At 71.8% G+C, this 25701-nt stretch carries 24 protein-coding genes; 13 read left to right on the plus strand and 11 right to left on the minus strand.

Translation table 11 applies throughout. From position 1 onward, the window contains the following. Positions 1-299 precede the first annotated feature (299 nt). Positions 300-1364 carry a LacI family DNA-binding transcriptional regulator gene (locus ACFY0K_RS03695; RefSeq protein ID WP_390638409.1) on the plus strand — a complete coding sequence of 355 codons (1065 nt, stop codon included), beginning with the start codon at positions 300-302 and terminating at the stop codon, positions 1362-1364. Here the strand turns inward: ACFY0K_RS03695 and ACFY0K_RS03700 are convergent. Genes ACFY0K_RS03700 through ACFY0K_RS03715 form a run of 4 tightly spaced genes read right to left on the minus strand, consistent with a single transcriptional unit; the run spans position 1327 to position 5939 of the window. Continuing rightward, a complete protein-coding gene (locus ACFY0K_RS03700) occupies positions 1327-2718 on the minus strand; it encodes a glycoside hydrolase family 32 protein (RefSeq protein ID WP_390638410.1) in 1392 nt (463 codons plus the stop codon). The two genes, ACFY0K_RS03695 and ACFY0K_RS03700, sit on opposite strands and share 38 nt — an antisense overlap. Next, entirely contained in the window at positions 2715-3569 is an 855-nt protein-coding gene (locus ACFY0K_RS03705; RefSeq protein ID WP_390638411.1) for a carbohydrate ABC transporter permease, read from the minus strand. The genes ACFY0K_RS03700 and ACFY0K_RS03705 overlap by 4 nt, the downstream gene beginning before the upstream one ends. A gap of 13 nt (positions 3570-3582) precedes the next feature. Further along, positions 3583-4533 (minus strand): carbohydrate ABC transporter permease, encoded by a 951-nt coding sequence (locus ACFY0K_RS03710; RefSeq protein WP_390638412.1) that lies wholly within the window; start codon positions 4531-4533, stop codon positions 3583-3585. Next, complete coding sequence (locus ACFY0K_RS03715; RefSeq protein ID WP_390638413.1) at positions 4530-5939, minus strand: extracellular solute-binding protein; 1410 nt, start codon at positions 5937-5939, stop codon at positions 4530-4532. The genes ACFY0K_RS03710 and ACFY0K_RS03715 overlap by 4 nt, the downstream gene beginning before the upstream one ends. A 174-nt stretch (positions 5940-6113) precedes the next feature. Between ACFY0K_RS03715 and ACFY0K_RS03720 the strand changes: the two genes are divergently transcribed. The 7 genes from ACFY0K_RS03720 to ACFY0K_RS03750 all read left to right on the plus strand — a co-directional run bounded on the left by ACFY0K_RS03720 (position 6114) and on the right by ACFY0K_RS03750 (position 14360). Further along, on the plus strand, positions 6114-7697 hold the full coding sequence (locus tag ACFY0K_RS03720; protein ID WP_390638414.1) for a glycoside hydrolase family 32 protein: 1584 nt from the start codon (positions 6114-6116) through the stop codon (positions 7695-7697). A gap of 167 nt (positions 7698-7864) precedes the next feature. Beyond that, positions 7865-8716: a MarR family transcriptional regulator gene (locus tag ACFY0K_RS03725; protein ID WP_390638415.1), complete on the plus strand. Its 852-nt coding sequence runs from the start codon at positions 7865-7867 to the stop codon at positions 8714-8716. Between the two features lie 112 nt (positions 8717-8828). Further along, entirely contained in the window at positions 8829-9833 is a 1005-nt protein-coding gene (locus ACFY0K_RS03730; RefSeq protein WP_390638416.1) for a 2-dehydropantoate 2-reductase, read from the plus strand. 196 nt (positions 9834-10029) lie between these two features. Then, on the plus strand, positions 10030-11199 hold the full coding sequence (locus ACFY0K_RS03735; RefSeq protein ID WP_390638417.1) for a sensor histidine kinase: 1170 nt from the start codon (positions 10030-10032) through the stop codon (positions 11197-11199). After that, a complete protein-coding gene (locus ACFY0K_RS03740) occupies positions 11196-11855 on the plus strand; it encodes a response regulator transcription factor (protein ID WP_352355104.1) in 660 nt (219 codons plus the stop codon). Before ACFY0K_RS03735 ends, ACFY0K_RS03740 begins: the two co-directional genes overlap by 4 nt. A gap of 123 nt (positions 11856-11978) precedes the next feature. Next, complete coding sequence (locus ACFY0K_RS03745; protein ID WP_390638418.1) at positions 11979-12617, plus strand: GPP34 family phosphoprotein; 639 nt, start codon at positions 11979-11981, stop codon at positions 12615-12617. A gap of 174 nt (positions 12618-12791) precedes the next feature. Then, on the plus strand, positions 12792-14360 hold the full coding sequence (locus ACFY0K_RS03750; protein ID WP_390638419.1) for a carboxylesterase/lipase family protein: 1569 nt from the start codon (positions 12792-12794) through the stop codon (positions 14358-14360). Here the strand turns inward: ACFY0K_RS03750 and ACFY0K_RS03755 are convergent. Continuing rightward, positions 14348-15127, minus strand: a complete 780-nt coding sequence (locus ACFY0K_RS03755) for a polysaccharide deacetylase family protein (RefSeq protein ID WP_390638420.1) — start codon at positions 15125-15127, stop codon at positions 14348-14350. The genes ACFY0K_RS03750 and ACFY0K_RS03755 overlap by 13 nt on opposite strands. Positions 15128-15320: 193 nt before the next feature. Further along, positions 15321-15752, minus strand: coding sequence for a GntR family transcriptional regulator (locus ACFY0K_RS03760; protein WP_390638421.1), 432 nt, complete (start codon positions 15750-15752; stop codon positions 15321-15323). A 385-nt stretch (positions 15753-16137) separates the two neighbouring features. Between ACFY0K_RS03760 and ACFY0K_RS03765 the strand changes: the two genes are divergently transcribed. Beyond that, positions 16138-18699 (plus strand): SpoIIE family protein phosphatase, encoded by a 2562-nt coding sequence (locus tag ACFY0K_RS03765; RefSeq protein ID WP_390638422.1) that lies wholly within the window; start codon positions 16138-16140, stop codon positions 18697-18699. 83 nt (positions 18700-18782) lie between these two features. On the opposite strand, the gene ACFY0K_RS03770 is transcribed toward ACFY0K_RS03765, so the two are convergent. Together ACFY0K_RS03770 and ACFY0K_RS03775 are read right to left on the minus strand one after the other, a co-directional pair. After that, positions 18783-19169 (minus strand): winged helix-turn-helix transcriptional regulator, encoded by a 387-nt coding sequence (locus ACFY0K_RS03770; protein ID WP_390638423.1) that lies wholly within the window; start codon positions 19167-19169, stop codon positions 18783-18785. A gap of 69 nt (positions 19170-19238) precedes the next feature. Then, positions 19239-20468 (minus strand): ABC transporter permease, encoded by a 1230-nt coding sequence (locus ACFY0K_RS03775; protein ID WP_390638424.1) that lies wholly within the window; start codon positions 20466-20468, stop codon positions 19239-19241. A gap of 122 nt (positions 20469-20590) precedes the next feature. Between ACFY0K_RS03775 and ACFY0K_RS03780 the strand changes: the two genes are divergently transcribed. Continuing rightward, positions 20591-21196 (plus strand): TetR/AcrR family transcriptional regulator, encoded by a 606-nt coding sequence (locus tag ACFY0K_RS03780; RefSeq protein WP_390638425.1) that lies wholly within the window; start codon positions 20591-20593, stop codon positions 21194-21196. A 285-nt stretch (positions 21197-21481) separates the two neighbouring features. Then, a complete protein-coding gene (locus tag ACFY0K_RS03785) occupies positions 21482-22210 on the plus strand; it encodes an SDR family oxidoreductase (RefSeq protein ID WP_390638426.1) in 729 nt (242 codons plus the stop codon). Positions 22211-22425: 215 nt separating this feature from the next. On the opposite strand, the gene ACFY0K_RS03790 is transcribed toward ACFY0K_RS03785, so the two are convergent. Next, positions 22426-22899: a carboxymuconolactone decarboxylase family protein gene (locus tag ACFY0K_RS03790; RefSeq protein WP_388599233.1), complete on the minus strand. Its 474-nt coding sequence runs from the start codon at positions 22897-22899 to the stop codon at positions 22426-22428. Positions 22900-23219: 320 nt separating this feature from the next. Here ACFY0K_RS03790 and ACFY0K_RS03795 point away from each other — a divergent pair, with 320 nt between their 5' ends. Beyond that, positions 23220-23588 (plus strand): MarR family winged helix-turn-helix transcriptional regulator, encoded by a 369-nt coding sequence (locus ACFY0K_RS03795; RefSeq protein ID WP_390638427.1) that lies wholly within the window; start codon positions 23220-23222, stop codon positions 23586-23588. A gap of 43 nt (positions 23589-23631) precedes the next feature. On the opposite strand, the gene ACFY0K_RS03800 is transcribed toward ACFY0K_RS03795, so the two are convergent. Continuing rightward, positions 23632-23862, minus strand: coding sequence for a DUF5133 domain-containing protein (locus tag ACFY0K_RS03800; protein WP_390638428.1), 231 nt, complete (start codon positions 23860-23862; stop codon positions 23632-23634). A gap of 148 nt (positions 23863-24010) precedes the next feature. Here ACFY0K_RS03800 and ACFY0K_RS03805 point away from each other — a divergent pair, with 148 nt between their 5' ends. Continuing rightward, positions 24011-24904 (plus strand): RNA polymerase subunit sigma, encoded by an 894-nt coding sequence (locus ACFY0K_RS03805; protein ID WP_390638429.1) that lies wholly within the window; start codon positions 24011-24013, stop codon positions 24902-24904. Here ACFY0K_RS03805 and ACFY0K_RS03810 read toward each other — a convergent pair. Continuing rightward, positions 24885-25550 (minus strand): nitroreductase, encoded by a 666-nt coding sequence (locus ACFY0K_RS03810; RefSeq protein WP_390638430.1) that lies wholly within the window; start codon positions 25548-25550, stop codon positions 24885-24887. The genes ACFY0K_RS03805 and ACFY0K_RS03810 overlap by 20 nt on opposite strands. Positions 25551-25701: the final 151 nt, after the last annotated feature.

Raw genomic sequence — 25701 nt, forward strand, 5'->3', positions numbered from 1 at the left:
GTCGTCCGGTGGGCTCGACCGGCCCCCGGCACATCGCGGCGGGCGCTGACCGCCGCGACGGTGTGAATCCAGGCTGACTACCAGCCGACCGGCCGCGCGAGTCCACCCGTCGTGCGCCCGGCAGGCCTCCGCGAAGGAGGCGTCCGGTCCGGAGCGGTCTCCGCCCTCCGGGGGATCCGGTGATCACGTCGGACGCCCACGCCGCGGCGCCCTGGGGATCTCCCGTGTGCTGCGATACTCCCCGCGGATAGGGTGGGCGGTGATCGACAGGGACGGGCTGGGCGAGGGCGGCGGACGGCGTGGGCGGTGCCGAGGAGAGCAGGAGCACGGGCACCGGGCGCCCGACGTCACGGGACGTGGCCCGGCTCGCCGGTGTGTCGCACACCGCGGTGTCCTTCGTGTTCAACGGCCGGGCCGAGGGCAACCTCTCGCCCGCAACCCAGGAACGCATCCGGCAGGCCGCCGCACAGCTGGGCTACCGCCCCGATCCCGTCGCCCGCGGTCTGCGCCGTCGCCGGACGGCCGTGATCGGGCTGGTCACCGACGAGATCGCGTCCTCGCCGTTCGCCGGCCGGCTGCTGCGCGGGGCCATGGAGACGGCCTGGGACAGCGACCACCTCGTCCTCACCGTCGACTCCGGCGGTGACCCTGCCAAGGAGGACGCGGCCGTCGCGGAGCTGCTCGACCGGCGCGTGGACGGCATCATCTACGCGGCCATGTCACTGCGCCGGGTCCGCGTCCCCGAGGGCCTGCACCGCACCCACTCCGTGCTGGCCAACTGCCTGCCCGAGGACGACTCCCTGCCCGCCGTGGTCCCCGCCGAGCGTGCCGGTGGCCGTACCGCGGCCCGCCTGCTGCTCGACGCGGGCCACCGCCGGCTCGCCGTGATCGGCGGTCTGGACGACATCGCCTCGGCCGAACGCACCCGCGGCTTCCGCGACGCGCTGCGCGCCGAGGGCGTCACCGTGCCCGAGAAGTGGATCGTGCGCGGCGGTGGGGAGATCTCGGCGGGACACGCGGGGGCGCTGCGCCTGTTCGACGGGGTCGGACCGGACCGCCGCCCCACCGGCGTCCTGTGCTACAACGACCGGGTCGCGGCGGGCGTCCTGCACGCCGCGACCCGGCTCGGGATCGACGTCCCCGCCGATCTGTCGGTGGTCGGTTACGACGACCAGGAGCACATGGCCGCGTTCCTCACCCCGCCCCTCACCTCGGTCGCGCTGCCGCACCGGGCGATGGGCGAGGCGGCGGCCCGGCTGCTCCTGGACGCCATCGACACCGGCCGGACGCCGCCCGCGACCGTCCGGCGTCTGGCCTGCCCCGTGGTCAGCCGCGCCTCCGTGGCTCCGGCGCCCAACCCGTGACCCGGGCACCGGGCCCCTCGACCACCAGCTCGGCGATGTCGCCCGGGCGCCGGTAGACGCGCTCGGTGACCATCGCCCGCTCCGCGACGAAGAGTTCGAGGAGCGAGCCGTCGACGAGCAGCCGGAGCGCGAGTTCCGGCGCCTTCGGCACGTGCACGGTGATCGGGGCGGAGCCCTCCCTGCCGGTCCGGGGCCAGGCACTGCGGTCGAGGACGACGGTTCCGCCGGCGGGGTCGGCCCGGAGGGCCAGACCCCGGCCCGACGCGTCCCGGAGCAGGCTCACCGTGGTCGGTTCGCAGGCCGTGATCGTCAGGTCGTACGTCGTCGGCAGCGGAACCCGGCCCGGCGCGGTGACGAACGGCTCGGCCGGGCGGAGCAGGTCGAGTTCCGGGGCCGGACGGACGCGCAGTGAACCGTCGGGGTGTACGTCGACGACCCGTGGCGCGGTGAGTACGCCGGCCCATCCGGCCCGGTGCACCTCGTCCTGCGGGCGGGCCTCCCACGACCAGCCCCACAGCAGTGTGCGGTCCGGTTCCTGCAGCACGGCGGGAGCGTAGAAGTCCCGCCCCTGGTCGAGCCGGCCGCCGGTCCGCGTCACGAACCTCAACGTTCCCTGGGCGTCCGTTTGCAGACGGCCGGTCAGGTATCCGGTCGAGCAGGGATCCCCGTCCCACAGGGACACCAGAAGGACGTGGTCGCCGCCCGCTGTCTCGTACAGGTGCGGGCACTCCCAGCCCACCGCCTTGTCGCCGAACGCGGCGACGGCCACCGGATCCCGGCCGTCCAGCAGCACACCGGCGAACCGCCAGTCGGCCAGGTCGTCGCAGTCGTAGAGCAGGACGGACGGTGTGCCGTCGGCGTGCCCGGCCCCGACGAGGGCCCAGCGCCGGTCCGCGTGGCGGAAGACGAACGGGTCGCGGAACATCACCACGTCCAGTCCCGGCGGCGGCCCGGCCACCACGGGCGTCGGCAGCGGCTTCCACTCGGTCAGCCGCTCGTCGTCCGGGTCCGCCGCCCGCGCCAGGCAGACGGCGCCGAGGCCGGCGTGGGCACGGTCGACTCCCGTGTACACGGCGGTCGGTGTGCCGGCGTCGTCGACCACGCAGCCCGACCAGCAGCCGGCCTCGTCGCGGCCGCCGGGCGTCGGGGTGAGCGCGATCGGGTGGTGCTCCCAGTGCGCGAGGTCGGCGCTGGAGGCATGTCCCCAGTGGACGTTCGCGTGTACCGGTGCGTCGGGGTTGTGCTGGTAGAAGAGGTGGTAGCGGTCCCGCCAACGGAAGGGCCCATTGGGGTCGTTGATCCAGCCGGTGGTCGGACGGACTCTGAGACGCGGGGTGTTGGGGTCATTGCTCAACGGTTGACTCCTGCGGACGTGATGCCCTCGCGCAGCGGGCGCTGGCCGGCGACGAACACGGCGACGGCCGGGAGCATCGAGAGCACGACCCCGGCCAGGACCACCGAGATCGACCCGGTGCCGAGGTTGCCCTGGAGAGAGACCAGGCCCAGCGGAAGCGTGTAGTTCTGGCCGGAGGTCTCCAGGATCAGCGGGCGGAAGAACTCGTTCCAGTGGTAGTTGAAGGCCAGCACGCCGACGATCGCCAGGCCGGGTGCGGCCAGCGGCGCGTACACCGAGCGGAAGATCCGCCAGGGCCCCGCGCCGTCCAGCATGGCCGCCTCGCCCAGGTCCTTCGGCATGCCGAGGAAGTACTGGCGCATCAGGAAGGTGCCGAAGGCGGTCGGGAAGGCCGGGATGATCAGGCCGAGGAGTGTGTCGGTGAGGTGCATCGACTTCAGCACCAGGAACACGGGCACGATGGTGACCTGCAACGGCACCATCATCGTCGCCAGGACCAGGCCGAACAGCGGCTTCTTGCAGCGGAACTCCAGGCGCGCGAAGGCGTATCCGGCGAGACCGGCGGTGATCATCTGGCCGACGGCGATCAGCGCGGTCACCAGCGTGGAGTTGAGGGCGAGCAGCCACACGTCGATCTGCTGGAAGACCCCGCGGTAGGCCGCGGTCGTCGGGTGCGCCGGGATGATCTGCGGAGGCAGGTCGAAGGACTGGGCCGGGGTGCGCAGGGAGGTGGAGACGGTCCAGATGACCGGGCCGAGCGTCAGCAGGGCGCACACGGTCAGTCCGGCGATCCGGGTCCAGGGGGCGAGCGAGTGACGTACGCGGCTCAGGGACAGGGTTGCTTGACTCATGCGGCTCACCGGCTCACTGGTAGTGGACGTAACGCCGGCTGAGCCGGAACTGGAGGGCGGTGACCGCCATGATCAGCGCGAAGAGCAGCACGCCCACCGCGGATGCCTCGCCGAAGTCCAGCTGCTCGAAGGCACGCTCGTAGATCACCATCACCACGGTGCGGGTGGCGTCGCCGGGTCCGCCGTCGGTGAGGACGTAGGGCTGCTCGAAGACCTGGAGGGCGTTGATGATGCCGACCACCGACGCGACGAGCAGCGTCGGCGACAGCAGCGGCAGCGTGATGCCGAGGTGCTTGCGCAGGCCGCTCGCGCCGTCGAGGGCGGCGGCCTCGTGGATCTCCTTGGGGATGTTGTTCAGACCGCCGACGAACAGCAGGAACGAGAAACCGAACTGCTGCCACACGTAGACCAGGATCACCGTGGCCATGGCCGCGTGCTCCGAGGTCAGCCAGGGCACGGGCGCGACGCCGACCAGGCCGATCAGCCAGTTCACCACCCCGAAGTCCTGGTTGAACAGGTACTTCATCACCACCGAGATCGAGGCGGCGGACAGCACCAGAGGGAAGAAGAACGCCGACCGGAACACCGAGCGCAGCCACACCGGCATCCGGCCGTTCAGCGCGAGCGCCAGCACCAGCGCGATCAGCAGTTGCAGCGCGACCGCGAGGACCATGAAGAGGAGCGTGTTGCGGAAGGAGACCAGGACGGTCGAGTCCGTGAACGTCGTACGGTAGTTGGCGCCGCCGGCGAAGCGCGGCGGGTCGATCACGTTCCAGTGGAACAGGCTCAGCACGACGGACCCGATGATCGGCACGACCGTGAAGACGACGATGCCGACGATCGTGGGCGCCAGGAACAGCGCGGCCAGCAGCCGGGCGCCACGGTCGCGGACGGAGGGCCGCACGGCGACGGCGGGTGGCGCGGAGGGCCGTTGACCTACGGCCGGGACCTGGGTGTTCGTCATACCTCACGCTCCATGGCCTGCTCCAGGTCGCCCTGCATCCGGCGCAGCGCGGGGCCCACCGCACGCGGCGAGGCCAGCGCGGTGCCGGTGTACTTGAGCAGGACGTCGGTCACCTCGGCGACCTGCGGTGGCGCGGGGATCGGGCCGGTGTCGGGGAACCGGTCGAGGGTGTCGTAGAAGACCTGCCAGTGCGCCGGGCCGCTCGCGGCGTAGCGGGCGGCGTTCAGCATCGAACGCCGGGCCGGGGTGGTCTGGTTGCTCTGGAACAGCCGGGTCATGGTGTCCTTGCGGGCCGCGTATTTGATGAACTCCCAGGCGGCTTCCTGCTTCTTCGAGGTGCGCAGCAGCGCGTAGCCCGCCGCGCCGAACTGGTGGCGCCGGGTACGCCAGCGCGGGAAGTACTGCACGTCGTAGTCGGCGGCCCGCATGCCGGCCAGATGCAGACCGCCCGCCCAGAATCCGCCCGCCGGCGTGACGCCGACGCGGCCGGTGGAGAACACGCCGACCAGGTTGCTGCCGTTGCCGCCCTCGGGCCGGGTGCACAGGTTTTCCTGGACGAGGGAGGCGAGGTAGTCGTACGCCTCCTCGACCCGGCCGTCGGTGGCCTGCGGGGTCGTCCAGCGGAAGCCCCCGCCGCGCCCCCGCCGGTCGGCGGCCGGGTAGAAGGCGTCCCACAGCCAGGAGCCGCCGGGCGCCTTCGACTCCCGGAGCAGGTTCGTGTCGTTCGCGAAGAGCCAGGGCACCACGCCGCCCCACAGCCGGTTTGTCCAGAAGTACGGAGTGAAGTGCGCGTCGCCGGCCCGCTTCATCTCCCGCAGCAGCGCGGTGAAGTCGTCGCGGCTCCAGTCGGCCGCCGGGAATCCCGCGCCCGCCCGCTTGAGTACCTGCTTGTTGAGGTACATGTCGGCGGCGTTGAACTCCATCGGCAGCTGGTAGAGGTTGCCCTCGTACATCATCGACTCCACCAGCGAGGGGTGGACGTCGGCGAAGTACTCACGCAGCTCTGCCGCGTCCCGCCGTACCCAGCGGTCCAGTGGCACGCCGAGCCGCCGGGCGAACAGCTGCACGCCCTCGGTGGCCACGTACACCAGATCGGGCGCGCTGCCCGCGGCGATCTGGGTGAGGATCTTCGCGAAGAAATCCGACCAGTCGACGGCCTGCACCGCGTTCACCCGCAGCGGGATGTCCGGGTGGAGCCGGTGGAAGCCCTTGGCGAGGGCGTCGACGGTGGCCGGGTCGAAGGCGGAGCCGAGGGTGGCGACGACGAGGGAGCCGTCGTCGCGGCCGGGGATGTCGGCTCCCGTGAGCCGGTCCCAGCTCGCGGCGGTCGCGGCCAGGGCGGCCGCTCCCGCCCCGTACGCGCCGTACCGCAGGAGCGTGCGGCGGGGGAGGTGCGAGTCAGTCATCCAACGGGCCTAACTCGTGTTAGATCAGGGTTGATGCCCCAGATGATGAGAACCGCGCAACAGGCCTGTCAAGGGGTCGGGACCGCTTGACCTTTAACGAGTTAGGTCTACAGTCCTCGTTCACACGAAGCCGCCACGCGCCCTCACGAGTCGTCATGAGAGGAACGATGCGTCATGCCCGGAACATCAGGGATTTCCAGGAGAGCACTGTTCGCGGGATCGGCGGCGGGCACCGCCGCCGCACTGCTGCCCGTCGCGACGGCCACGGCCGCCCCGCAGCCCGAAGCCGCGATCAAGAAGAAGCCCAAGGCCGCCGCGAGCGGGGCGAGTTACCGCGCCGCGTACCACTTCACGGTTCCCGACCAGTGGAAGAACGACCCGCAGCGGCCCGTCTGGATCGACGGCGAGTACCGCTACTACTACCTCTACAACGCCGACTACTTCACCGGCGCCGTCGGTACCGCGTGGCGCCTGGCCACCACCAAGGACCTGGTCTCCTTCACCGACCGCGGGGTCGCCGTGCCCAAGGACACCACGCCCAACGGCGACCTCTGGTCGGGTTCGGCGGTGGTCGACACCGGCAACACGGCCGGACTGGGCGCCGGCGCGGTCGTCGTCATCGTCACCATGTCCCCCGGCGGCGGCACCGACCACCAGGAACAGTTCCTGTACTACTCGACCGACGGCGGTGTCACCTTCGGCAACCACGGGACCGACCCCGTCCTGCCCAACCCGGGCGTCGCCGACTTCCGCGACCCCAAGGTGATCCGCGACGAGGACCGGGGCCGCTGGGTGATGGCCCTCGCCGAGAACGACAAGATCGGCTTCTACCAGTCCGACGACCTCACGTCCTGGACCTACGTGGACGGATTCGCGCACGACGGCATCGGCGTCCTGGAGTGCCCCGACCTGTTCCGCATCACCGCCGGCGACGGCACCGTCAAGTGGGTGCTCGGCGCGAGCGCCAACGGCAAGGGCTCGGGGCTGCCCAACACGTACGCCTACTGGACGGGTTCCTTCGACGGCAGCGCGTTCACCCCTGACGCGAACGACCCCCAGTGGCTCGACCACGGCTGGGACTGGTACGCCGCCGTCACCTTCGAGAAGCGGGACGCCCGCGGCGCGGTGGACCCGGCCGCCCGGTACGCGATCGGCTGGGTGAACGACTGGGACTACGCCCACACCACCCCCACCATCGACTGCGACGGCTTCAACGGCACCGACTCCGTCGTCCGCGAGATCACCCTCAAGAAGGCGTCCGACAGCACCTACTACCTCGCCTCCCGGCCCGTCGCCGGCCTCGACTCGCATGTCTCCCGCACCGTGAACCTGGGCGACGTGACCGTGGACGGCACGAAGGTGCTCGACTACACCGGAATCTCCTACGAGGTGACGACCGAGATCACCTGGTCCCGGCTCACCGGCGCCGGCCTCCAGCTGAGGCGCTCACCCGACGGCGGTCGGCACATCGACGCCGGGATCTACGCCGACTACGCCTTCCTCAACCGGCGCAACACGGTGAACGCCGACACGTCCGGCAAGTGGCAGGAGAGCCACACCCCGTTCGACCAGGCCGCCGGCACGGTGAAGCTGCGCATCCTGGTGGACCGCACGTCGGTGGAGATGTTCGTCGACGACGGCCGCTACGTGCACACCAGCCAGGTGTTCCCGTACCTGCTGGACACCCGGCTGGCACTGTTCACGATCGGCGGCAGCGCGGTGTTCCGCAACACGGTGATACGCGAGTTCTCGGTGTGAGGCCGGCCGGGGAAGCGGGTGCACACGTCGCCGGGACGGCCTCCAGTCCCGGCACGACGGCCAGTCGACGGCACGCAAGCCCATCTGCACTGCCTCTCCTCGGCCGCCGATGACTTTCGGTGTGCCGGACGGTCCAAGCCGGCACACCTCACCAAGGGAGAAGACCGATGGGCAACACCCGCTTGCACCCGATGACTCACGTCGCCCGGCGCATGTTCGAGCTCCTGGAGCCGATCTGCCTGGTCACCTACCTGGCCGACGAGTGCAACGAGGAACTGGCCGCACTCGGCCACCGCGGCTACTGGGACGGCTACTTCGCCGGCCGCGCCGCACCACTGGGACGGGTGCCGGCCCATGTCGTGCACGCGGCCTTCTACAACTTCGCCGACGGGGAGGCCGCACGGCACATCCCCCGTGCCTGGGAGACGATCCCGCCCGAGGCGTCCCTCGCCGCGCGGCAGCGGGGCAGCGCGGCCTCCCTGTGGCGCATCCTCGGCGCGGGGACGGCCGACTCACCGGGCCTGCTGCGCGCCGCGGACCTGACCACCAAGGCCGCGACGAGCGCCCCCACCGAAGGGCGGGTGATGTACGCCGGCATGCGCACCCTCGAGATACCCGGCGATCCCGTCGCCCGGCTGTGGCATTCCGCGACCATGCTGCGCGAGCACCGCGGCGACGGGCACATCGCCGCCCTCGTCGGCGCGCGCATCGGCGGTACGGAGGCCCACGTGCTCTCCGCTCTGGAACAGGGCATCCACCCCCCGGAGTCGTTCGGACGCATTCACCACCTGCCGAAGGAGCGCCTGGCCACGGTCATGGACGGCCTGCGCGAACGCGGACTCATCGACTCCGACGGCCACTTCACCGACGCCGGCCGCGCGACGAAACAAGGCATCGAAACCCTCACCGACGAACTCGCCACCCAGCCCTACGCCGCCCTGTCACCCGCCGAACTCGACGAGCTGATCACCGAGCTCGAACCCATCACCGCGACCCTGGTGGCCGCAGGCTCGCGGTGACCCGGGCCCAGAGAGGGCACAGGCCACCGACGACCCCGTCCGAGAACGCTAGGGTGGCCGACCGGCCCGGGCCGCAACCGCGCCGCCACCGTCGATGCACCGGAGGTCACCCGTGTCGAAGCCCCGTTTCGCCGTCCTCGGCGCCGGCAGCATCGGCTGCCATCTCGGCGGCCACCTCGTCGCGGCCGGCTACCAGGTGGTGTTCATCGGCCGCCTCTCCGGCATGGAGGTACTGCGTGAGCGAGGGCTCACACTCACCGTCGGCGCCCGTCCGCCCGTGCACCTCGCGCCCGAGCGGCTGACCCTCGCCACCGAGCCCGGCGCCGCGGCCGACGCGGACTACGTGCTGGTCACCGTCAAGACCGCCGGAACCGAGGCCGCCGCCAAGGACCTCGCCGCCCACCTCGCCCCCGGCGCCGTCGTGGTCAGCTTCCAGAACGGCCTGCACAACCCCGCCACCCTGCGCCCCGCCCTGCCGGGACACACCGTGCTCGCCGGGATGGTGCCCTACAACGTGGTCCAGCCCCGACCCGGCGCCGTCCACCAGGGCATGCCGGGCACCCTCATGACCGAGCCCGACGACACCCTGCACACGGCCCTGCGCAGCGCGGACCTGGCCGTCGAGGCCCGCACCGACATGACCGCCGTGCAGCACGCCAAACTGCTGATGAACCTCAACAACGCGATCAACGCCCTGTCCGGGCTGCCGCTGCGCGACCAACTCGGCCAACGGGCCTACCGCCGCTGCCTGGCCCTGTGCCAGCGCGAAGCCCTCACCGCCTACCGCGCCGCCGGAATCGCTCCCGCCCGCCTCGGCCCGGCCTCGCCCCGCCTGACCCCCTACATACTCGGACTGCCCGACGCCGTGTTCCGCCGGGTGGCCGCGGCCTCGCTGCGGATCGACGCGCACGCGCGCTCGTCGATGTGGGAGGACCTGCAACGGGGCCGCCCCACGGAGATCGACTCCCTCCAGGGCGAGATCGTCGCCCTCGCCCGCAGCCACGGACAGGACGCCGCCGCCAACGCCCGGCTCGCCGCCCTCGTGCACGAGGCGGAGACCACCCCGCGCACCTGGACCGGGGCGGAGCTGTACGCCGAACTTCGCGCCGCGTCCTGAATCCCCCGCCGCCTGTGGCTCAGAGCACCCAGGTGCCGTCCGGTCGAAGCAGTAAGACGGAGGAGGCGGCGTCTCCGTCGGCTGCCCGGCGGCGCCGATCCGGGACGTACCGCACTGTCACGACCAGGTCGGCGACCGGAACCTCGTAGAACGGCGCGTCCCGTCGATCCCATCACGGAACGGATAGGGTCGAGACGTGGACCGCAGCGACAGGCAGCCGGACGGGGTGCTCGCCGGGGCAGCGGGGGAGGAGCCGTCGCCCCGGTCGGCGCGGGCCCTGTGGTGGGGGTCGGCCGGGCTGGTGCTCGCCGTCCTCGGCGCCTCGGTGCTCGTCGTCGGCGCGGAACACGCAGGGCGGCTGCCCGCGGCCGTGGCGCTGGTCCTCGTCCAGGTCTGCGCGCTGAGGTGGGTGGCGCGCGCCCCGGCCGCCGTACTGGCCGCGACCGCGGCGGCGGGGCTCGCGGTGTGGGCGCTGCTGCCGCCGGTGACCCTGACCGGCGCCCTGCTCGGGGCGCAGGTCGCCCTGTGCGTGCTGTCGGCGATCAGACCGCGGCGGGTGTCCGCGCGGGCGCTCGTGGCGATGTGCCTGCCGGCGCCGCTGTCCTTCGGCGCGGGCGGCCCCGCCGGCCTCGCGGTCTACCTGCTCACGGTGGTCCTGGCGTGGACCGCCGGGCAGTGGCGCAGGGCGCAGCGGGCCCGGACGAGGTCGGAGACGCGCCGGGCCGTGGTCGAGGAGCGGGCGCGGATCGCACGCGAGGTGCACGACGTCGTGGCACACACCCTGTCCGTGATGGTCGTCCAGGCGGGCGCCGCCGACGACGTCTTCACCCGGCAGCCCGAACAGGCCCGCGAGGCGCTGCGGGCCATCGAGTCGGGTGCCCGCTCGGCGCTCGGTGAACTGCGCCTGCTGCTGCGGGCGTTCGGGCCCGACGAGAGCGCGGGGGAAACCGGCGAACTGCGACAACCGGGGCCCTCGCTGGCGCGACTGGACGAATTGGCCGACACCGTGCGGGCGACCGGGATGACCGTGCACGTCGACCGCGACGGCGCCACCGACGCACTGCCGGCCGCGCTGGACCTGACGGCGTACCGGATCGTGCAGGAAGCCCTGACCAACACCCTGCGCCATGCCACGGACGCCGACGAGGTGAGCGTGCGCGTGCTGCTGGAAGGGACATGTGTGGAGGTCACCGTGGTCGACAACGGCCTTACCGCGCAGGGGCGTTCGGGTACGGCGGGAGCGGGGCGCGGGCTCGTGGGAATGCGGGAGCGGGTACGGCTCGTGGGCGGCAGCCTGCGTGCGGGCCCACTGGCCGGCGGCGGGTTCGAGGTGGCGGCGCGGCTGCCGGTGGAGGGTGTGTCATGACGCTGCGTGTGGTCCTGGCCGACGACCAGGCCCTGGTCCGTACCGGCTTCCGCATGATCATCGACGCCCGGGACGACCTGGAGGTGGTCGGTGAGGCGTCCGACGGCGGCGAAGCGGTGCGGCTGACGCGGGAGCTGGCGCCCGACGTGGTGCTGATGGACGTCCGCATGCCCGTCGTGGACGGCATCGAGGCGACCCGCCGGATCGTGGCGGACGGCGGCCGGGCCCGGGTGCTCGTGCTGACCACCTGGGACGTGGACGCGCACGTGGTCGACGCACTGCGGGCCGGAGCGAGCGGATTCCTGCTGAAGGACATCCGCGCCCCCGAACTCGTCGACGCCATCCGGGTCACCGCGCGCGGTGACGCGCTGCTGGCGCCCACCGTACTGAGCCGAGTCCTCGACCGGTTCCTGCGCACCACGCCCGACCCGGCGCCGCCGCCGTCGCTGCGGGACCTCTCCGGCCGCGAGCGGGAGGTGCTGACGCTGATCGGGCAGGCACTGTCGAACGCGGAGATCGCCGAGCGGCTGCGCCTGTCGGAGGCCACCGTGAAGAACCACGTCACGGCGGTGCTGCGCAAACTGGGCCTGCGCGACCGCGTCCAGGCCGTCGTCGCCGCCTACGACCACGGCCTCGTACGACCGCGCCGCGCCTGACGTCACCGCCACCGGCCTCTCCTCCTCAGGGAGGAGACCGGGCCGCCGTCCTCCCGTGCTCCCAGTCACGGTCCGTCCCGGCGGCCGATCCGCGGCCCGGGTGACCGGCCCTAGCGTCGAGATGTGACCGATGACCTGGCCTGCCTCATGTACCTGCTCGCCCACGACGACGCGGCCGAAGGCCCGTACGACCGTTCCCGGACCGAGTTGCTGGTCCGTGCCGCCGCCCTCATCGACCTCGCACTGCGCGGCCGGCTCGGAGAGGATCGCGGCACGGTCACCGTGTCCGGCACGGAACCGACCGGCGACCCCGTCCTGGACGGGGTGCTGCGTGACGCCGTCGGCGGGCGCGGCTGGAAGCAGCTCGTGCGCCGGCACCGCAGGCGAAGCCTGACGGAGGTCGAGGACCGGCTCGCCGCAGCCGGACTCCTCACGCTGCGGGCGCCCCGCTTCCGCGTCGGCGCCCGGCGGTCGACGGTGACGGATCACGCCGTGTCCGCGGCACTGCGCGCCAGGGTGTCCGCGGCGCTGCACGGCGACGTCCCCGTGCGGGAGGTTCCCGACGCCGACGCCGTGCTGGTGGCGCTGGCCGCGGCGGGCCGGGTCCGCGCGGTCGTGTCACGGCAGGACCAGAAGACCCACCGGGGCCGTATCGACGCCTGCACGAGGCGCCTCGGTGCCCTCGCGCCCGGCCTGGAGCACGCCGTACGCGCGCTGCCGACGACCATGGTCGCCGCGCAGGGCGGCATGGGCGGCAGCTGACCGCGGGGCGGGAAGACCGACCGCAAGACAGGGCACCGACCGCAGACCGCAGGGCGGGGCACCGACCGCAGACCGCAGGGCGGGATGACCGACCGCACGGCGGGAAAACTGACCGCACGGCGGGAGAACTGACCGCACGGCGGGAGAACCGACCGCAAGGGGGAGACGACGACCATGCACCGGACCCTGACCACCCTGGCCTGCGCCCTGACCGCCGTGCTCGTGACGGCCTGGTCTCCGGCGCCACCCGCCCGGCCCACCGTCGCGACGACGGTGCACACCCGCGACGGGCTGGTGCGGGGCGCCGCCCACGACGGATACCGCACCTTCGAGGGCATCCCCTACGCGGCCCCGCCGGTCGGCGCGCTGCGCTGGGCGGCCCCGCGCCGACCGGTCGCCTGGCCAGGGGTACGGGACGCGACCCGGCCCGCGACCGCCTGCCCACAGCAGGCCGGCGAGGTGCCCGGTGGTAGCACCGACGAGGACTGCCTCCACCTGAACGTCACGACACCCGACGGCGCGAGCCCGTCGCACCCCAGGCCGGTGATCGTGTGGCTGCACGGCGGCGGTTTCACCACCGGGGCGGGCAGCTCGTACGACGCCCACCGCATGGCGGTCCGGGGCGACGTCGTGGTCGTGACCGTCAACTACCGCCTGGGGGCGCTCGGTTTCCTCGCGCACGCCGGGCTGCCCGGCTCCGGCACCTTCGGGCTGGCCGACCAGCAGGCGGCGCTGCGCTGGGTCCGTGCCGGCATCGGTGTGTTCGGCGGCGACCCGCACGACGTGACGCTGGCCGGCGAGTCCGCGGGCGGCTACAGCGTCTGCGCCCAACTCGCCTCACCCGCGGCGGCCGGACTCTTCGACCGGGCGATCATCGAGAGCGGCCCCTGCACCGGCAGTCCCGACCGCCCCTTCGCACCGTCCGCCGTTCCCCTGTCCACGGCACGCGACGCGGGCGCGGACCTCGCGGCGAAAGTCGGCTGCGGCTCCTCCCGCGACGTCCTCGCCTGCCTGCGGCGCGTGCGTGTCTCCCGGCTGCTGGCGGCCCAGGACACGGACCAACAGCCCGCCTACGTCACCCCGTTGCTGCCCGGCGATCCCGCGGCGGCGATCGCCGACGGCCGCTTCCACCTGGTCCCCGTGCTCATCGGGAACAACCATGACGAGGGCAACGGCTGGGCCGCCGGCATCATCCAGGCCGGCAACCCCGTCACCCCCGCCACCTGGCCCGACGTCGCCGCCGCCTTCTTCCCCTCCCCGGGGCAGCCGAAGGCGGTCGTCCGCGAGTACCCGGTGCACGGCGCCGACGGCGGCCCGGTGTTCGGCGCGGTCATCGGCGACGCGGACTTCGCCTGTCCGACGGCGCGTACCGGCGGCCTGCTCGCGGCCCGGGTCCCGGTCTGGCGGTACGAGTTCGCCGACGAGCACGCTCCGCCCCTCACCCCGGGCACACCGCCGTTCCCGCTCGGCGCACCGCACGCGAGTGAACTGCCCTACCTCTTCGACCTGGGCGGCCGGCCCCGCGAACTGACCGCGGCACAGCACCGGCTGGCCGACATCATGATCGACTACTGGACCCGCTTCGCCCGCACCGCCGACCCGAACGGCCCGTCGGCGCCGGCCTGGTCCCGGCACACGGTGCTCTCCCTGGCACCGGACCACGTCGTGCCCACCCGGACGGCGGAGTCCCGCCACCACTGCGCGTTCTGGGGCGCGCTCGGCGAGGCACCTCAGGGACGGTAGACCATCCCGGGCTGGGGCTTGGCGGGGGCGAGCAGTTGCGACACCGTGACGACGGTGTAGCCACGCTGCTTGAGCGCCTTGAGGATCCCGGGGACGGCGGGCACGGTCCCCTTGTGCAGGTCGTGCAGCAGGATGATGCCGTCGCGGTGGGTCTGTTCGAGAACCCGCTTGGTGATCAGCGCCGAGTCCGTCGTCTCGTAGTCCTTGGCGGTGACGCTCCACAGCACCTGAGCCAGCCCGAGTTCCCGGCAGACCTTGGCCACCTTGCGGTCCGTACGGCCCTCCGGCGGACGCATCAGGACGGGCCTGGTGCCGGTGATCCTCTCGATGGCGTTCTGGGTCCGGGTCAGCTCCGCACGGGCGCCGGCCTCGTCGAGATCCGTCAGCCTCGGGTGAGTCCAGGTGTGGTTGCCGATCTCGTCACCCTCCTGCGCGATGCGGCGCAGGATGCCGGGGTACTTCGAGATGTGCCCCCTGCCCTGCACGAAGAAGGTTGCGTGCAGATGCTGCTGCTTGAGGATGTCCAGCAGCCTGGGAGTCGTCGGGCTGGGGCCGCCGTCGAAGCTGAGGGCCACGCACTTCGCCCTGCGGCAGTCGACGTCTCCGGTGACCGATCCCGATGCCCTGTCCCGGGCGGCGCGCGGCGAGGTGTGCTCGTAGGTCGTCACCGTGAGGGCCAGGGTCACGGCGACGGCCACGACGACGGCGGCCGCCGTCGCGACGGCGATGAGTATGCGGGAGCGTCTGGTACGTGCGTTGACAGGCATACGAGACCTTTCTTCGGTGGCGTCGCGGGGTCAGCGCGTGCGGTGCTCTTGCCGGCGCCGTTGCGTCCGACGAGGGCGGCTATCCGGCCGCCGGGCACGGTGAACTCGCAGTCCCGCAGGGCCCAGCCGCCCCGCCTTCGGTACCGGAATCCGAGTCCCGTGGCGCGCACCGCGGCCGGCGCGTCAGGCCCGGTCATGCGTCCTCCTTCGTACGTTCCCGGTCGCCCGGGGTGTGGCTGTCGTGTTCGTCGTCGTGGGCGTCCAGGGCCGCAGTGACCATGGCGAGGACATCGGCCCGCTCCAGGCCTTCGGCCCGGGCGCGGGTCACCCAGTCGGTGACCTCCCGGCGCAGCGGGGAGTCGTCCTCCGCGCCGGGACGGGCGAGTGATCGCGTCACGAAGGTGCCGAGGCCGCGGCGGAGTTCGACCAGGCCGGCCTGCTCCAGGTCGCGGTAGGCGCGAAGCACGGTGTTGGGGTTGATGGCGGTCGCCGCCACCACCTCCTTGGCCGTGGGCAGCTTGTCCCCGACCTTGAGGAACCCCATCCGGAGCGCTCGTTCGGTCTGCTCGACGATCTGTACATAGGCCGGTACGCCGCTGCCGCGGTCGATCCGGTAGTCGATCACGTCGCCTTCCTCGGCTTCACCATGCTTGTGTTAATGAATTAATGGAAGCATGGTGGATGTCCGTCCGCACTGTCAAATTCCTGTGAGCGCGCGAGCGGGGGAGGGGTGCCGCCGGGGGCCGCGCCGCCCGGGCGGGAACGGCCGGGAATCAGGCGGTGCCGGGTTCCCCGTACGGGATGCGGTTCAAGTGCGGCACCCCGCCCAGGGTGCCCCCACTCGTCGCCGCCGAGTTCGGCGGCCCGCCGTGCACGTCCGCCCGCCGGAGCTGCAGCAGTGACCCCTGTCACAGGTCGAAGCGCCATCCGGTCAATGGCCTGAAAGGGGACAAGCAGGGCGTAATTGCGCTCAAGTCCGCGACCGCCACCTATCCGAGGACGACGATCAGATGATCAGCACAGACAGAGCGGTACACCGCAGGCAGCCGAACGTTCACGAGCCCTCGGAGTCGGCGATCGCGATGCTCGACGAGCAGGGGACGGTGGTCGGATGGACGCGGGCCGCCGAACGGCTCGTCGGGTACTCGGCCGGCGACGTCGTGGGCCGGTCGGCGGCGGCCGTACTGCCGCACTCCGAAGAAGCACCGACGACGGCGGAGTTCGTCGACCGGTGCCGTGACCAGCGCGGCTGGTCGGGCACGACGACGGTACGGCACAGGGACGGGCACGGGCTCGACGTGAGCCTGCGGGTCTCGATGCTGTGCGGGCACGGCGAAACCGTCCGGTGGCTCGTCTCAGTGACCGACATCGGCGAGGCCTCAGGGGAACCGGTGAACGGACTCGTCCGGGAGTCGCTGCTCGCCCGCGTCCCCATGGGCATCGTCGTACGGGACCCGCAACTGCGGTGCACCTGGGTGAACGACACGATGGAGAGCCACGACGGCATCTCCCGCGACCGGCGGCTCGGACGGCGGTTCACCGACGTGCGTCCGGGTGCCGAGGCCGAAACCCTCGAGTCGGCGATGCGAGAGGTGATGCGGGGCGGGCCCGCCAGGGTCCAGGACCACCGGACGTGGCTGCCGTCGAGCCCGCACCGCGAGCACACGTACGCGGCTTCGATCTTCTGCCTCCAGGACGCCGACGGCCAGGTGCTGGGGGTGTGCGTCATCAGTGTCGACCTCACCGAGAGCCGGCGGGCACGCGACCGCCTGGCCATCCTCAGCGAGGTCGGCACCCACCTCGGCAGCACCCTGGACGTGATGCGGACCAGTCAGGAACTGGCCGAGCTGGCCGTCCCGCTGCTCGCCGACTACGTCGCCGTCGACCTCGAGGAGTCGGTCCCGTTCGGCGAAGGACCCCCGGTCCGCATCGGCTCCACGGAACGGCGCCTGCCCGTGTTCCGGCGCGCCGGCCTGGCGTCGATCCACCAGGGGGTCCCGGAGTCCCCGTGGGCGCACGGCGAGGTGGTCCCCTGGCCGGCCGCCTCCCCCTTCACCGACGTCCTGCGCACCGGGATGCCCCATCTGGAGCCGGTCCTGGACACCGCTCCGGGCACCTGGATCGACCAGGACCCGGAGCGGGCGCGGACGATCCAGGAGAACGGCATCCACTCCCTGATGCTCGTACCCATCCGCGCCCGGCGCGTCCTGCTGGGCATGGTGCTGTTCGTCCGCACCTCGGACCCGGGGCCGTTCCAGGAGGTCGACGTCCTCCTTGCCGAGGAACTCGTCAGCCGTGCCGCGCTGGCGCTGGACAACGCGCGCCAGTACGCCCGTGAGCACACCGCTGCCCTCGCCCTCCAGCGGAATCTGCTCCCGCACCGGCTGAAGGGCGGCGCGGCGGTCGAGACGGCATCCCGCTACCTGCCCGCCGACATGGACCACGGCGTCGGCGGCGACTGGTTCGACGTGATACCGCTGTCCGGCGCGCGGGTGGCCCTCGTCGTCGGCGACGTGGTCGGACACGGGATCAACGCCGCCGCGACCATGGGCCGGCTCCGCACCGCCGTACGCACCCTTGCCGACATGGAGCTGCCCCCCGACGAACTGCTGACCCACCTCGACGACACCGTCCAGCGGCTGGCCGAGGACGACGCCGACGCTCCGGAGCAGTACTCGCCGGCGGTGGGCGCCACCTGTCTGTACGCGGTCTACGACCCGGTCACCCGCCGGTGCACCATGGCGCGGGCCGGGCACCCTCCGCCCGCGGTCGTCGACCCGCAGGGGCGGGTCTCCTTCCCCGACCTGCCCACCGGGACCCCGCTGGGCATGGGGCTGGGCGTCCCCTTCGAGGCCGCCGAGCTGGAGCTGCCCGAGGGAAGTCTCCTCGGTCTGTACACCGACGGCCTCGTCGAGACCCGCGACCACGACATCGACGTCGGCATGCACCGCCTCGGCGGCGCCCTGGCGCAACCGGGCCGCCCACTGGAAGAACTCTGCGGCCGCGCGATGGAGACCTTTCCGGGGCAGGCACCCTCCGACGACGCCACGCTGCTCCTCGTCCGGACCCGTACGACCAGCCCCTCCCAGGTGGCCTCCTGGACACTGCCCGGCGACCAGACCGCGGCCCGCAGTGCCCGGCACCTGTCAGCCCGTCAGCTGGCCGAATGGGGCCTGGAAGGCCTCGCGGACGCCACGAAGCTGATCGTCAGCGAACTGGTCACCAACGCCGTCCGCCACGCCGGCGGTCAGGTCACCCTGCGCCTGATCCACCACCAGGTCCTGACCTGCGAGGTGTTCGACTCGAGCGCCTGCGCCCCACGGCAGGTCAGCGCACGCACCCATGACGAGAACGGTCGCGGCCTCTTCCTGGTCGCCCAGCTGTCCCGCAGATGGGGCTCCCGCACCGAGTCGGGCGGCAAAGTGGTCTGGGCCGAAGAGGATCTCGCCCCCGCACCGCCACCCGCGGAGGCCGTCGGGGTACCGCCCGTGCCCGGCAGGCGACCCGTTCTGGTGTCCGCGACGTCCGCGGACCCCCGCGTCGCCGTGGGACGCGAGCCCCTGCTCCGGTGACACGGTCGCCATGCCGCGGGCTGCCGACGGGACGCAGGGTGGTTGCGGCAGCAGCAGTGCCGGACCTTCCGTTCCGGGCAGGCCTACGGAGAGGCCGGGGGCCGTTCCTCGCCCGCAGGAAGGTGATCCTCCGCCCACAGGAACAGAACGGCCAGGGGGATGAGGAAGGCGTTGCCGTGCGGAGAGAGTGCGTAACGGGTTCGCGATGACGGCCCGGGCCGGACGTCTTGGGTGACCAGATCCATCGCGGACAGTTCCCGGAGCCGCCGGGCGAGCGTGCGGCTGCTGATGCCGGTGACGCGCTCGCGGATCTGTGCGGAGTCGGCCGATCCTTTGGCCAAAGCCATGAGGATCAGGCCGTTCCAGCCGTTGCTGAGCAGGGCGAAGGCCCGGGTGATGGCCGGAGAGGTGTCGGCCGACCGCGGATGCTCGGTCCGGTGCGCCGGGTGCGGGTCTTGTCGGGCAGGCATGGTGTGCGTCCGTTCCGGTACGGCGCGAGCCGTCGCGGTGCGACGGCTCGCGCAGATGAAGCGCTCGGTTCAGTCCTCGCCGTCATGGCGACGGGCGTGCGCGTGGTGCCGGACCGCCGGCCCGGAGCCGGCTCCGGGCAGTGCCGGGAGCAACTCACCGGATGCCGGTGTACCGGCCCTCGTGCCACGGGATTCCCTGATGACCCAGTGCCCGCACATGACTGCGGTGAGCCCGCAGACGGTCCACAGGGCGAGCACGGTGAGGTGACCGGTGCCGGCGTGGCCGTCGAAGTACGTGGTGTCGCGCAGCAGACCGGCTCCGGCGCCCGGGGGCAGCCACTGGCCGACGCGGTCCGCGCCCTCGGGGAGCAGCTCCGGAGCGGAGGTGGCGCCGGAGAAGGCGTTTCCGACGAAGACCATGAGCGCGGCGCTGAGTCCGAGGCCTGCCGGCCCCAGGAGCCGGATCACTCCGGCGGCGGTGGCGCTGACGGAGAGCAGGTCGAGCGTCAGGACCGCCCATGTGGCCACGTGGTGGTGGGGCAGCGCCCCGAGGAAACCCTGGGCGACGAGATAGACGCCGAGAGCCGCGACGCCGCATGAGACGAGAAGCGTCAGCACCCGGTGCCGCGGGCGTGCCAGGCCGCGAGCCATCGTGACGAACGCCCCGATCAGGATGCCGCAGATGGTGAGCGGGAACACCGACGAGCTGAACACCGCGCCCCGGGGGTCGTCCGGGGCGACGGGCACCACGTCGACCGACTTCGCGACGATCTGCGCGGGGGAATCGGCACCGGCGGCCCCCTGCCCGTCGCCGGCCTGCTGGTGAACCTTCGCCGGGGAATGCGCACTGCCGGACTTCCGCTCGGCAGCCTTCCGCTCGGCAGCCTTCTGCTGGGCCGCCTTCTGCTCGGCAACCTTCTGCTGGGTGGCCTTGTCCGCCAGCTTCTGTCCGACATCGGTCAGAAGCTGGGCCACGGAGGGGCTCGCGGCAGTGGCCTCGAGTACGGTGACGCCGTTGCCGGAGACGGCGAAGGCGCCGTAGACCTCCCGGCTCCTGATCGCCGAGCGCGCCGCCTGCTGGTCGGGATAGAGACGGAAGTCGAAGGCGCCGGGCTGCTGCCGGGTCAGTGCCTCCACCGCGTGTTGACCGGCCGGCCCCGTGCCCACGATCCCGACCGGGACGTCGCGCGGCGAGATCCGCCCCGCCGGCCAGGCGAACGCCATCACCGCCAGTGCGATCGCTATGGGCAGCGCCACGGCGGCGATGGCTGCTTCCCGCCATGCCCGGTGTCCTGACAAGGGGTTCCTCACGACCTGGCCTCTCGCAAAAAAGAATGATCGTTTTTCTTGAAGGCCAAGTCTGGACTGCCGGGTTGGCGGACGTCAACACGAATGTTCGTTTTCTTTGGTAGCCTGATCCCATGCCCAAGGTCACCCAGCAGCACATGGACGCCCGCCGCAAGCAGATCCTGGACGCGGCGCGCCGTTGCTTCCTGCGTGACGGGTTCCACTCCACGTCCATGCAGGACCTGTTCGCGGAGTCGGGGCTGTCCGCTGGTGCGGTGTACCGGCACTTCACCAGCAAGGACGAGATGATCCTCGCGATCGCCGAGGAGAACATGCGCGACGTCCTCGACATCACGGTCGCCGTCGCCGTGAGCCGGCAGGGGCGGTCCATGGGGGAGGTCATGGCCGAACTGCTGGACGTGATCCGGGCCAAGTCCGCCGAGGAGGACGTGGCCGGCCTCGCGGTTCTGGTCTGGGGAGAGGCCATGCGCAACCGGTCGCTGGCGGACAAGCTCGACCACCTCATGGGCGGGATACGCGCCAATCTCGTCACGCTGGTCCGTGAAAACCAGGAACGGGGCGGTCTGCCGACGGGCGCGACGGCCGAGGGGATCGCTGCGACGATGCTCTCCGTCCTCCCCGGCTACATCCTCCAAGTGGCTCTGCTCGATCCGGCTGTCGTGGTCGAGGTGCCTGACGCGGTGCGGGCGCTGTGGCCGGCGCCGGCCGACGAGCGCTGAGCGGTCTCGTCCCCGGCCGGGCCGCACGCGCGGGCGACGGTGCGTCGAGGCCTGGCGGAAGGAGACCGGCTCCGGAGGAGTGCGGTCCTGTGGCGCGCGTGCGTCAGGGGGCGCTGTGCCGGCGCAGGCGCCAGGCTGGACAGTCGGTTGACCGGCACGTCTTCGCTGTGGTGACGCCCCAGCAGGCCCCAGCGCTCGGGCGCAGGTGCCCGAGTGAATCACATATGGCCTGCATATAGTGGCTTATGTCTCACTTCGGGCGTACTACCGGTGAAAGGGCACGTCATGAGGTTCGCAGTCATCGGCGGTACGGGACTGATCGGGTCGCAGGTCGTCAAGGCCCTGAACGCCGCGGGGCACGAGGCCGTACCGCACTCGCAGTCCACGGGAGTCGACGTCATCACCGGACAGGGGCTGGACGAGGCGCTCACGGGAGCCGACGTCGTCGTCAACCTGACGAACTCCCCGACCTTCGACGACGCCTCCCTCGCCTTCTTCCGGACCTCGATGGACAACCTGCTGGCGGCGGCCGAGGGGGCCGGTGTCGGCCACTTCGTGATCCTGTCGATCGTCGGCACGGACCAGGTGCCCGAGATGGACTACTACCGTGCCAAGACGCTCCAGGAGAAGATCCTGGCGGACGGGCCGATCCCCTACTCGATCGTCCGGGCCACGCAGTTCATGGACTTCATGGATGCGGTGCTGTCCTGGACCGCCGACGCGGACACCGTCCGGCTTCCTGTCACGCCCATCCAGCCCATCGCCTCCGGGGACGTGGCCGATGCGGTGGCGGAGGTCGCCGCAGGCCCCCCGCTGAACGGGATCCGCAACATCGCCGGCCCCGAGATCTTCCCCCTGGACGAACTGGGCCGGATCACGCTGTCCCGCAAGGGCGACCCCCGTACCGTCGTCACCGACCCCACCGCCGGCATGTTCGCCGTGGTCAAGGGCGACGTCCTCACCGACAGGAACGCCCACCTCGCCCCCACCCGCTACGCCGACTGGCTGTCCTGACCGGTTCGGGCGCGCAGGTGGGCCCGGTACTCACCTCGTCGTCAGGCTCCCAGGACGTCTCACCGGCCTCTCATTCCTGAAGCACCCTCGTAGACCGGCCCGGATCGGACGACCTCGCGTCGGCCGAGCCGGTCTCACGACACCTTGCCTTACAGCGCGGGCGCGCGCCCGCAATTATGCAATTCCGGCTGCGACACCGGGGTGTGCGGAGCGGCTCAGCCGAACATGCCGACCTTGTAGCCGCCGGCCGGCTGCCGGGTGATGATGTTGATGCGGTTGTAGGCGTTGATGACGGCGATGAGGGTGGTCAGCGCGGCGAGTTGCTCCTCGTCGAAGTGCTCGGCGGCGTCCGCCCAGGCCTCGTCGGTGACACCACCCGCCGCGTCCGCGACGCGGGTGCCCTGCTCGGCCAGCTCCAGCGCGGCACGCTCGGCCTCGGTGAAGACCGTCGCCTCCCGCCAGGCGGCGATCAGGTTGAGCCGCACATCGGTCTCCCCGGCGTGCGCGGCCTCTTTGGTGTGCATGTCGGTGCAGAAGCCGCAGCCGTTGATCTGGCTGGCGCGGATCTCCACCAGATGCTGAACGGTGGCGGGCAGCGTCGAGTCCGACAGCACCTTGCTGGTCGACATGAGGTGCCTGAGCACCTTGCCCGCGAAGGGATTGCCGTAGTAGTCGAGACGTGCGTCCATGTGTCCTCCTTGAGGAATTGCTGGTACGCACTACTGACCGGACAGCGCGGCAAGGTGTGACACCGAGGCGTTCGGGAGACGAGGGACGGCTTCGCGGCGTCGCCGCCGCCGGACTGAGCGACGCCCGGCGCACCGCGCGTGCAACAGTTCGTTTCAAACGCTACCGTATCGAATGAGTACATATCTGGTAATCTGCCACCGTGCCCGCTGATACTCCGCACCCCTCGGTCGGTTCGCGTGCGACCGACCGTCCCGGAGACGTATCTCCCTTTGCCCTCGGCTTGTTGCTGCGGCGGGCGCACTGGCGGGTGGCGGGGGCGATGACGGAGGCGTTGCGGCCGCTGGGTATCGAGTTGCGGCATTTCGCGGTGCTGCTGGTTCTGGTGGACCGCGGGCCGACCGTGCAGCGGGATCTGGGGCCGGCGACGGGGTCCGACAAGGCGGGGGTCATGAGGGTCGTGGACGACCTGGAGCGGATGGGGCTGGCGGTGCGCAGGCCGGTTCCGGGGGACAGGCGGGTGCGGGCCGTGGAGATCACCCCTCGGGGCCTGGAGCTCTTCGACGCGGCGCACGTGGCGGCAAGACCGCCGGCCGAACGCCTGGTCGCCGGCCTGGCGGCGGGCGAGCGCGAGCAGCTGACGGAGCTGCTGACCCGGTTCGCCCATCCCCCCGAGGACGGCAAGGCGTAGGCACGCAGGTTCGGTCAGGGCCGGACCGTGGGGCGACGGTCGTTCATGCGCGCAGCGAACGCGCCGGACTGCCGACCGGTGCGCCGAGTAGCGCGTCCGCGGCCGCTACGGCCTCGTGCACGTTCCGGGTGCCCATCGTGATGCGCGGCGTGTACCTCACGTCCTCGAGCTCGCGTGCCCTTTCCCGTCCCGCGCTTTCCGCGAGCCCGATCCGCACAGACGCGTACCGGGTCAGTAGTCCTCTGACGACCTTCGGATCCGGAACAACGAGCACAGCACGGCCCTCCCTCTCTGCGAGCCGGGTGCGTCACAAGCCTGCGGTCTGCCCGGTCAAAGGAGTGAACGGATGAACCGGGGAGGTGCGGCACCCTCCGTGTCCGCGGCCGCGTGTCACGCCGAGCCTTGTCAGGGGGAGAGGCCGTATGGACCATGCTGACGCGGTGCCGGTCGCGGAGTTGCTCGACGAGCGTCGGTACCTGCTGGAAGTCACCTGCCGGATGCTGGGCGACGCCCGCGAGGCGGAGACCGTGGTCGCCGAGACCTACCGCCGGTGGTACGGGCTGTCCGACGCGAGGCGTGGACAGATCGCAGCTCCCCGGTACTGGCTCGCGAAGACCGCAGGCGCGATCTGTCTGGGCCTGCTCGCCCGCCCCTCTCGTGGCGCGAGTCGGAAGGACACGGAGCGGCGCCGGACGGATGCGGCTCTGGCGAAGGAGGTCAGCCGGGTTCTGCGGAACGCGCCGGACTCGCCGGCCCCGGCCGAGCGGGCGGCGTTCGTGCTCAACGAGGTCTTCGGGACGGCCTCCGAATCGGTTGCCGACATCGTGGGACGCCCGGAGTCCGCGTGTGCCGAACTCGCCGACCGTGCCCACCGCGGTCTTCGCTGTCGGCGTTCACACCCCGCTCCACCGGACGACCACGATCTGGTCGCCCGCGCCGTCCGCGAGGCGTGCGTGAACGAGGACGCAGAACTCCTCGAGGCGCTGCTGTGTCCGGACGCCACGGCGTTCTTCGACGGTGGTGGCAAGGTCCGCGCACTGAGCAGGCCGGTGCACGGCACCCGTCAGGTCGCCCGCAGCCTGCTGACACTCCTGGCCCGCCACCCCCGCACCGCCCTGGCCACCCAACCCGTCAACGGGGGTACGGGCCTCGTCGTCCGATACGGTCACCGGGTTGCCGCCGTCATCAGCCTCGACATCGCTGAAGAGCGTGTCGTGCAGGTCTGGGTCGTCCTCAATCCCGACAAGCTGCGCTCCTGGAACCAGAACCAGCCACCCGCCCCTGGCGACGCCGGACCTAGCCGTCCACGAACGTGACCGTCTCCCCGATCGGCGCGCGGCCGATGCGGGACCGGCCTGCCGTGACGTCCTCGTGGCCGATCGACATGCCGCAGAAGAGGAGGAGTTCGACCGGGGGTGACAGCACCTCCGCGACGGTCCTGTGATACTTCGCCCAGGCCATCTGCGGGCAACTGTGCAGCCCTTCGGCACGGAGCAGCAGCATGACGGACTGCAGATACATGCCCAGGTCCGACCACTGGGGCGGGCCCATGCGGCGGTCGACGTAGCAGAACAGGGCGGCGGGTGCGCCGAAGCAGTCCCAGTTCGCGGCGGCGGCCCGCTGCCGCGCCTCCAGGTCCTCCCGTGTGATGCCCAGCGCGCCGTAGCGCTGCTCACCGAAGGCGGCCCGGCGCTCCTGGTAGGGGCTTTCGAGTACCGGAGGGTACTGCTCGTACTCCGGCTCGTCCCAGGGGTCGCCCGCGGCTATGCGCTCGCCGGCCCGCTTCTTGAGCTCGGCCAGCGGTCGGCCGGTGAGCACGTAGGCGTGCCACGGCTGAAGGTTCGACGCGGACGGGGCCCAGGCCGCGGCGGACAGCACGCGCTCCAGCACCTCGCGCGGGACCTGCCGGTCGGTGAACTCCCGGACGGCGCGCCGACTCGTGACAGCCTCGTAGACGTTCATGATCGCGTGCGCCCCTCTCTGTCCGGCACATCCGAGATCGTATCAATTGAAATGATATCAGACAATACTAAATCAGACGGATGGGCTGATGCGGACGCCGGCCGGGCGGCCACGCAGGGGCGCGGGGCCCGAGCCGGCCTCGTACGGTGGG

Source organism: Streptomyces sp. NPDC001507, assembly GCF_042894765.1.
Classification (GTDB): domain Bacteria; phylum Actinomycetota; class Actinomycetes; order Streptomycetales; family Streptomycetaceae; genus Streptomyces.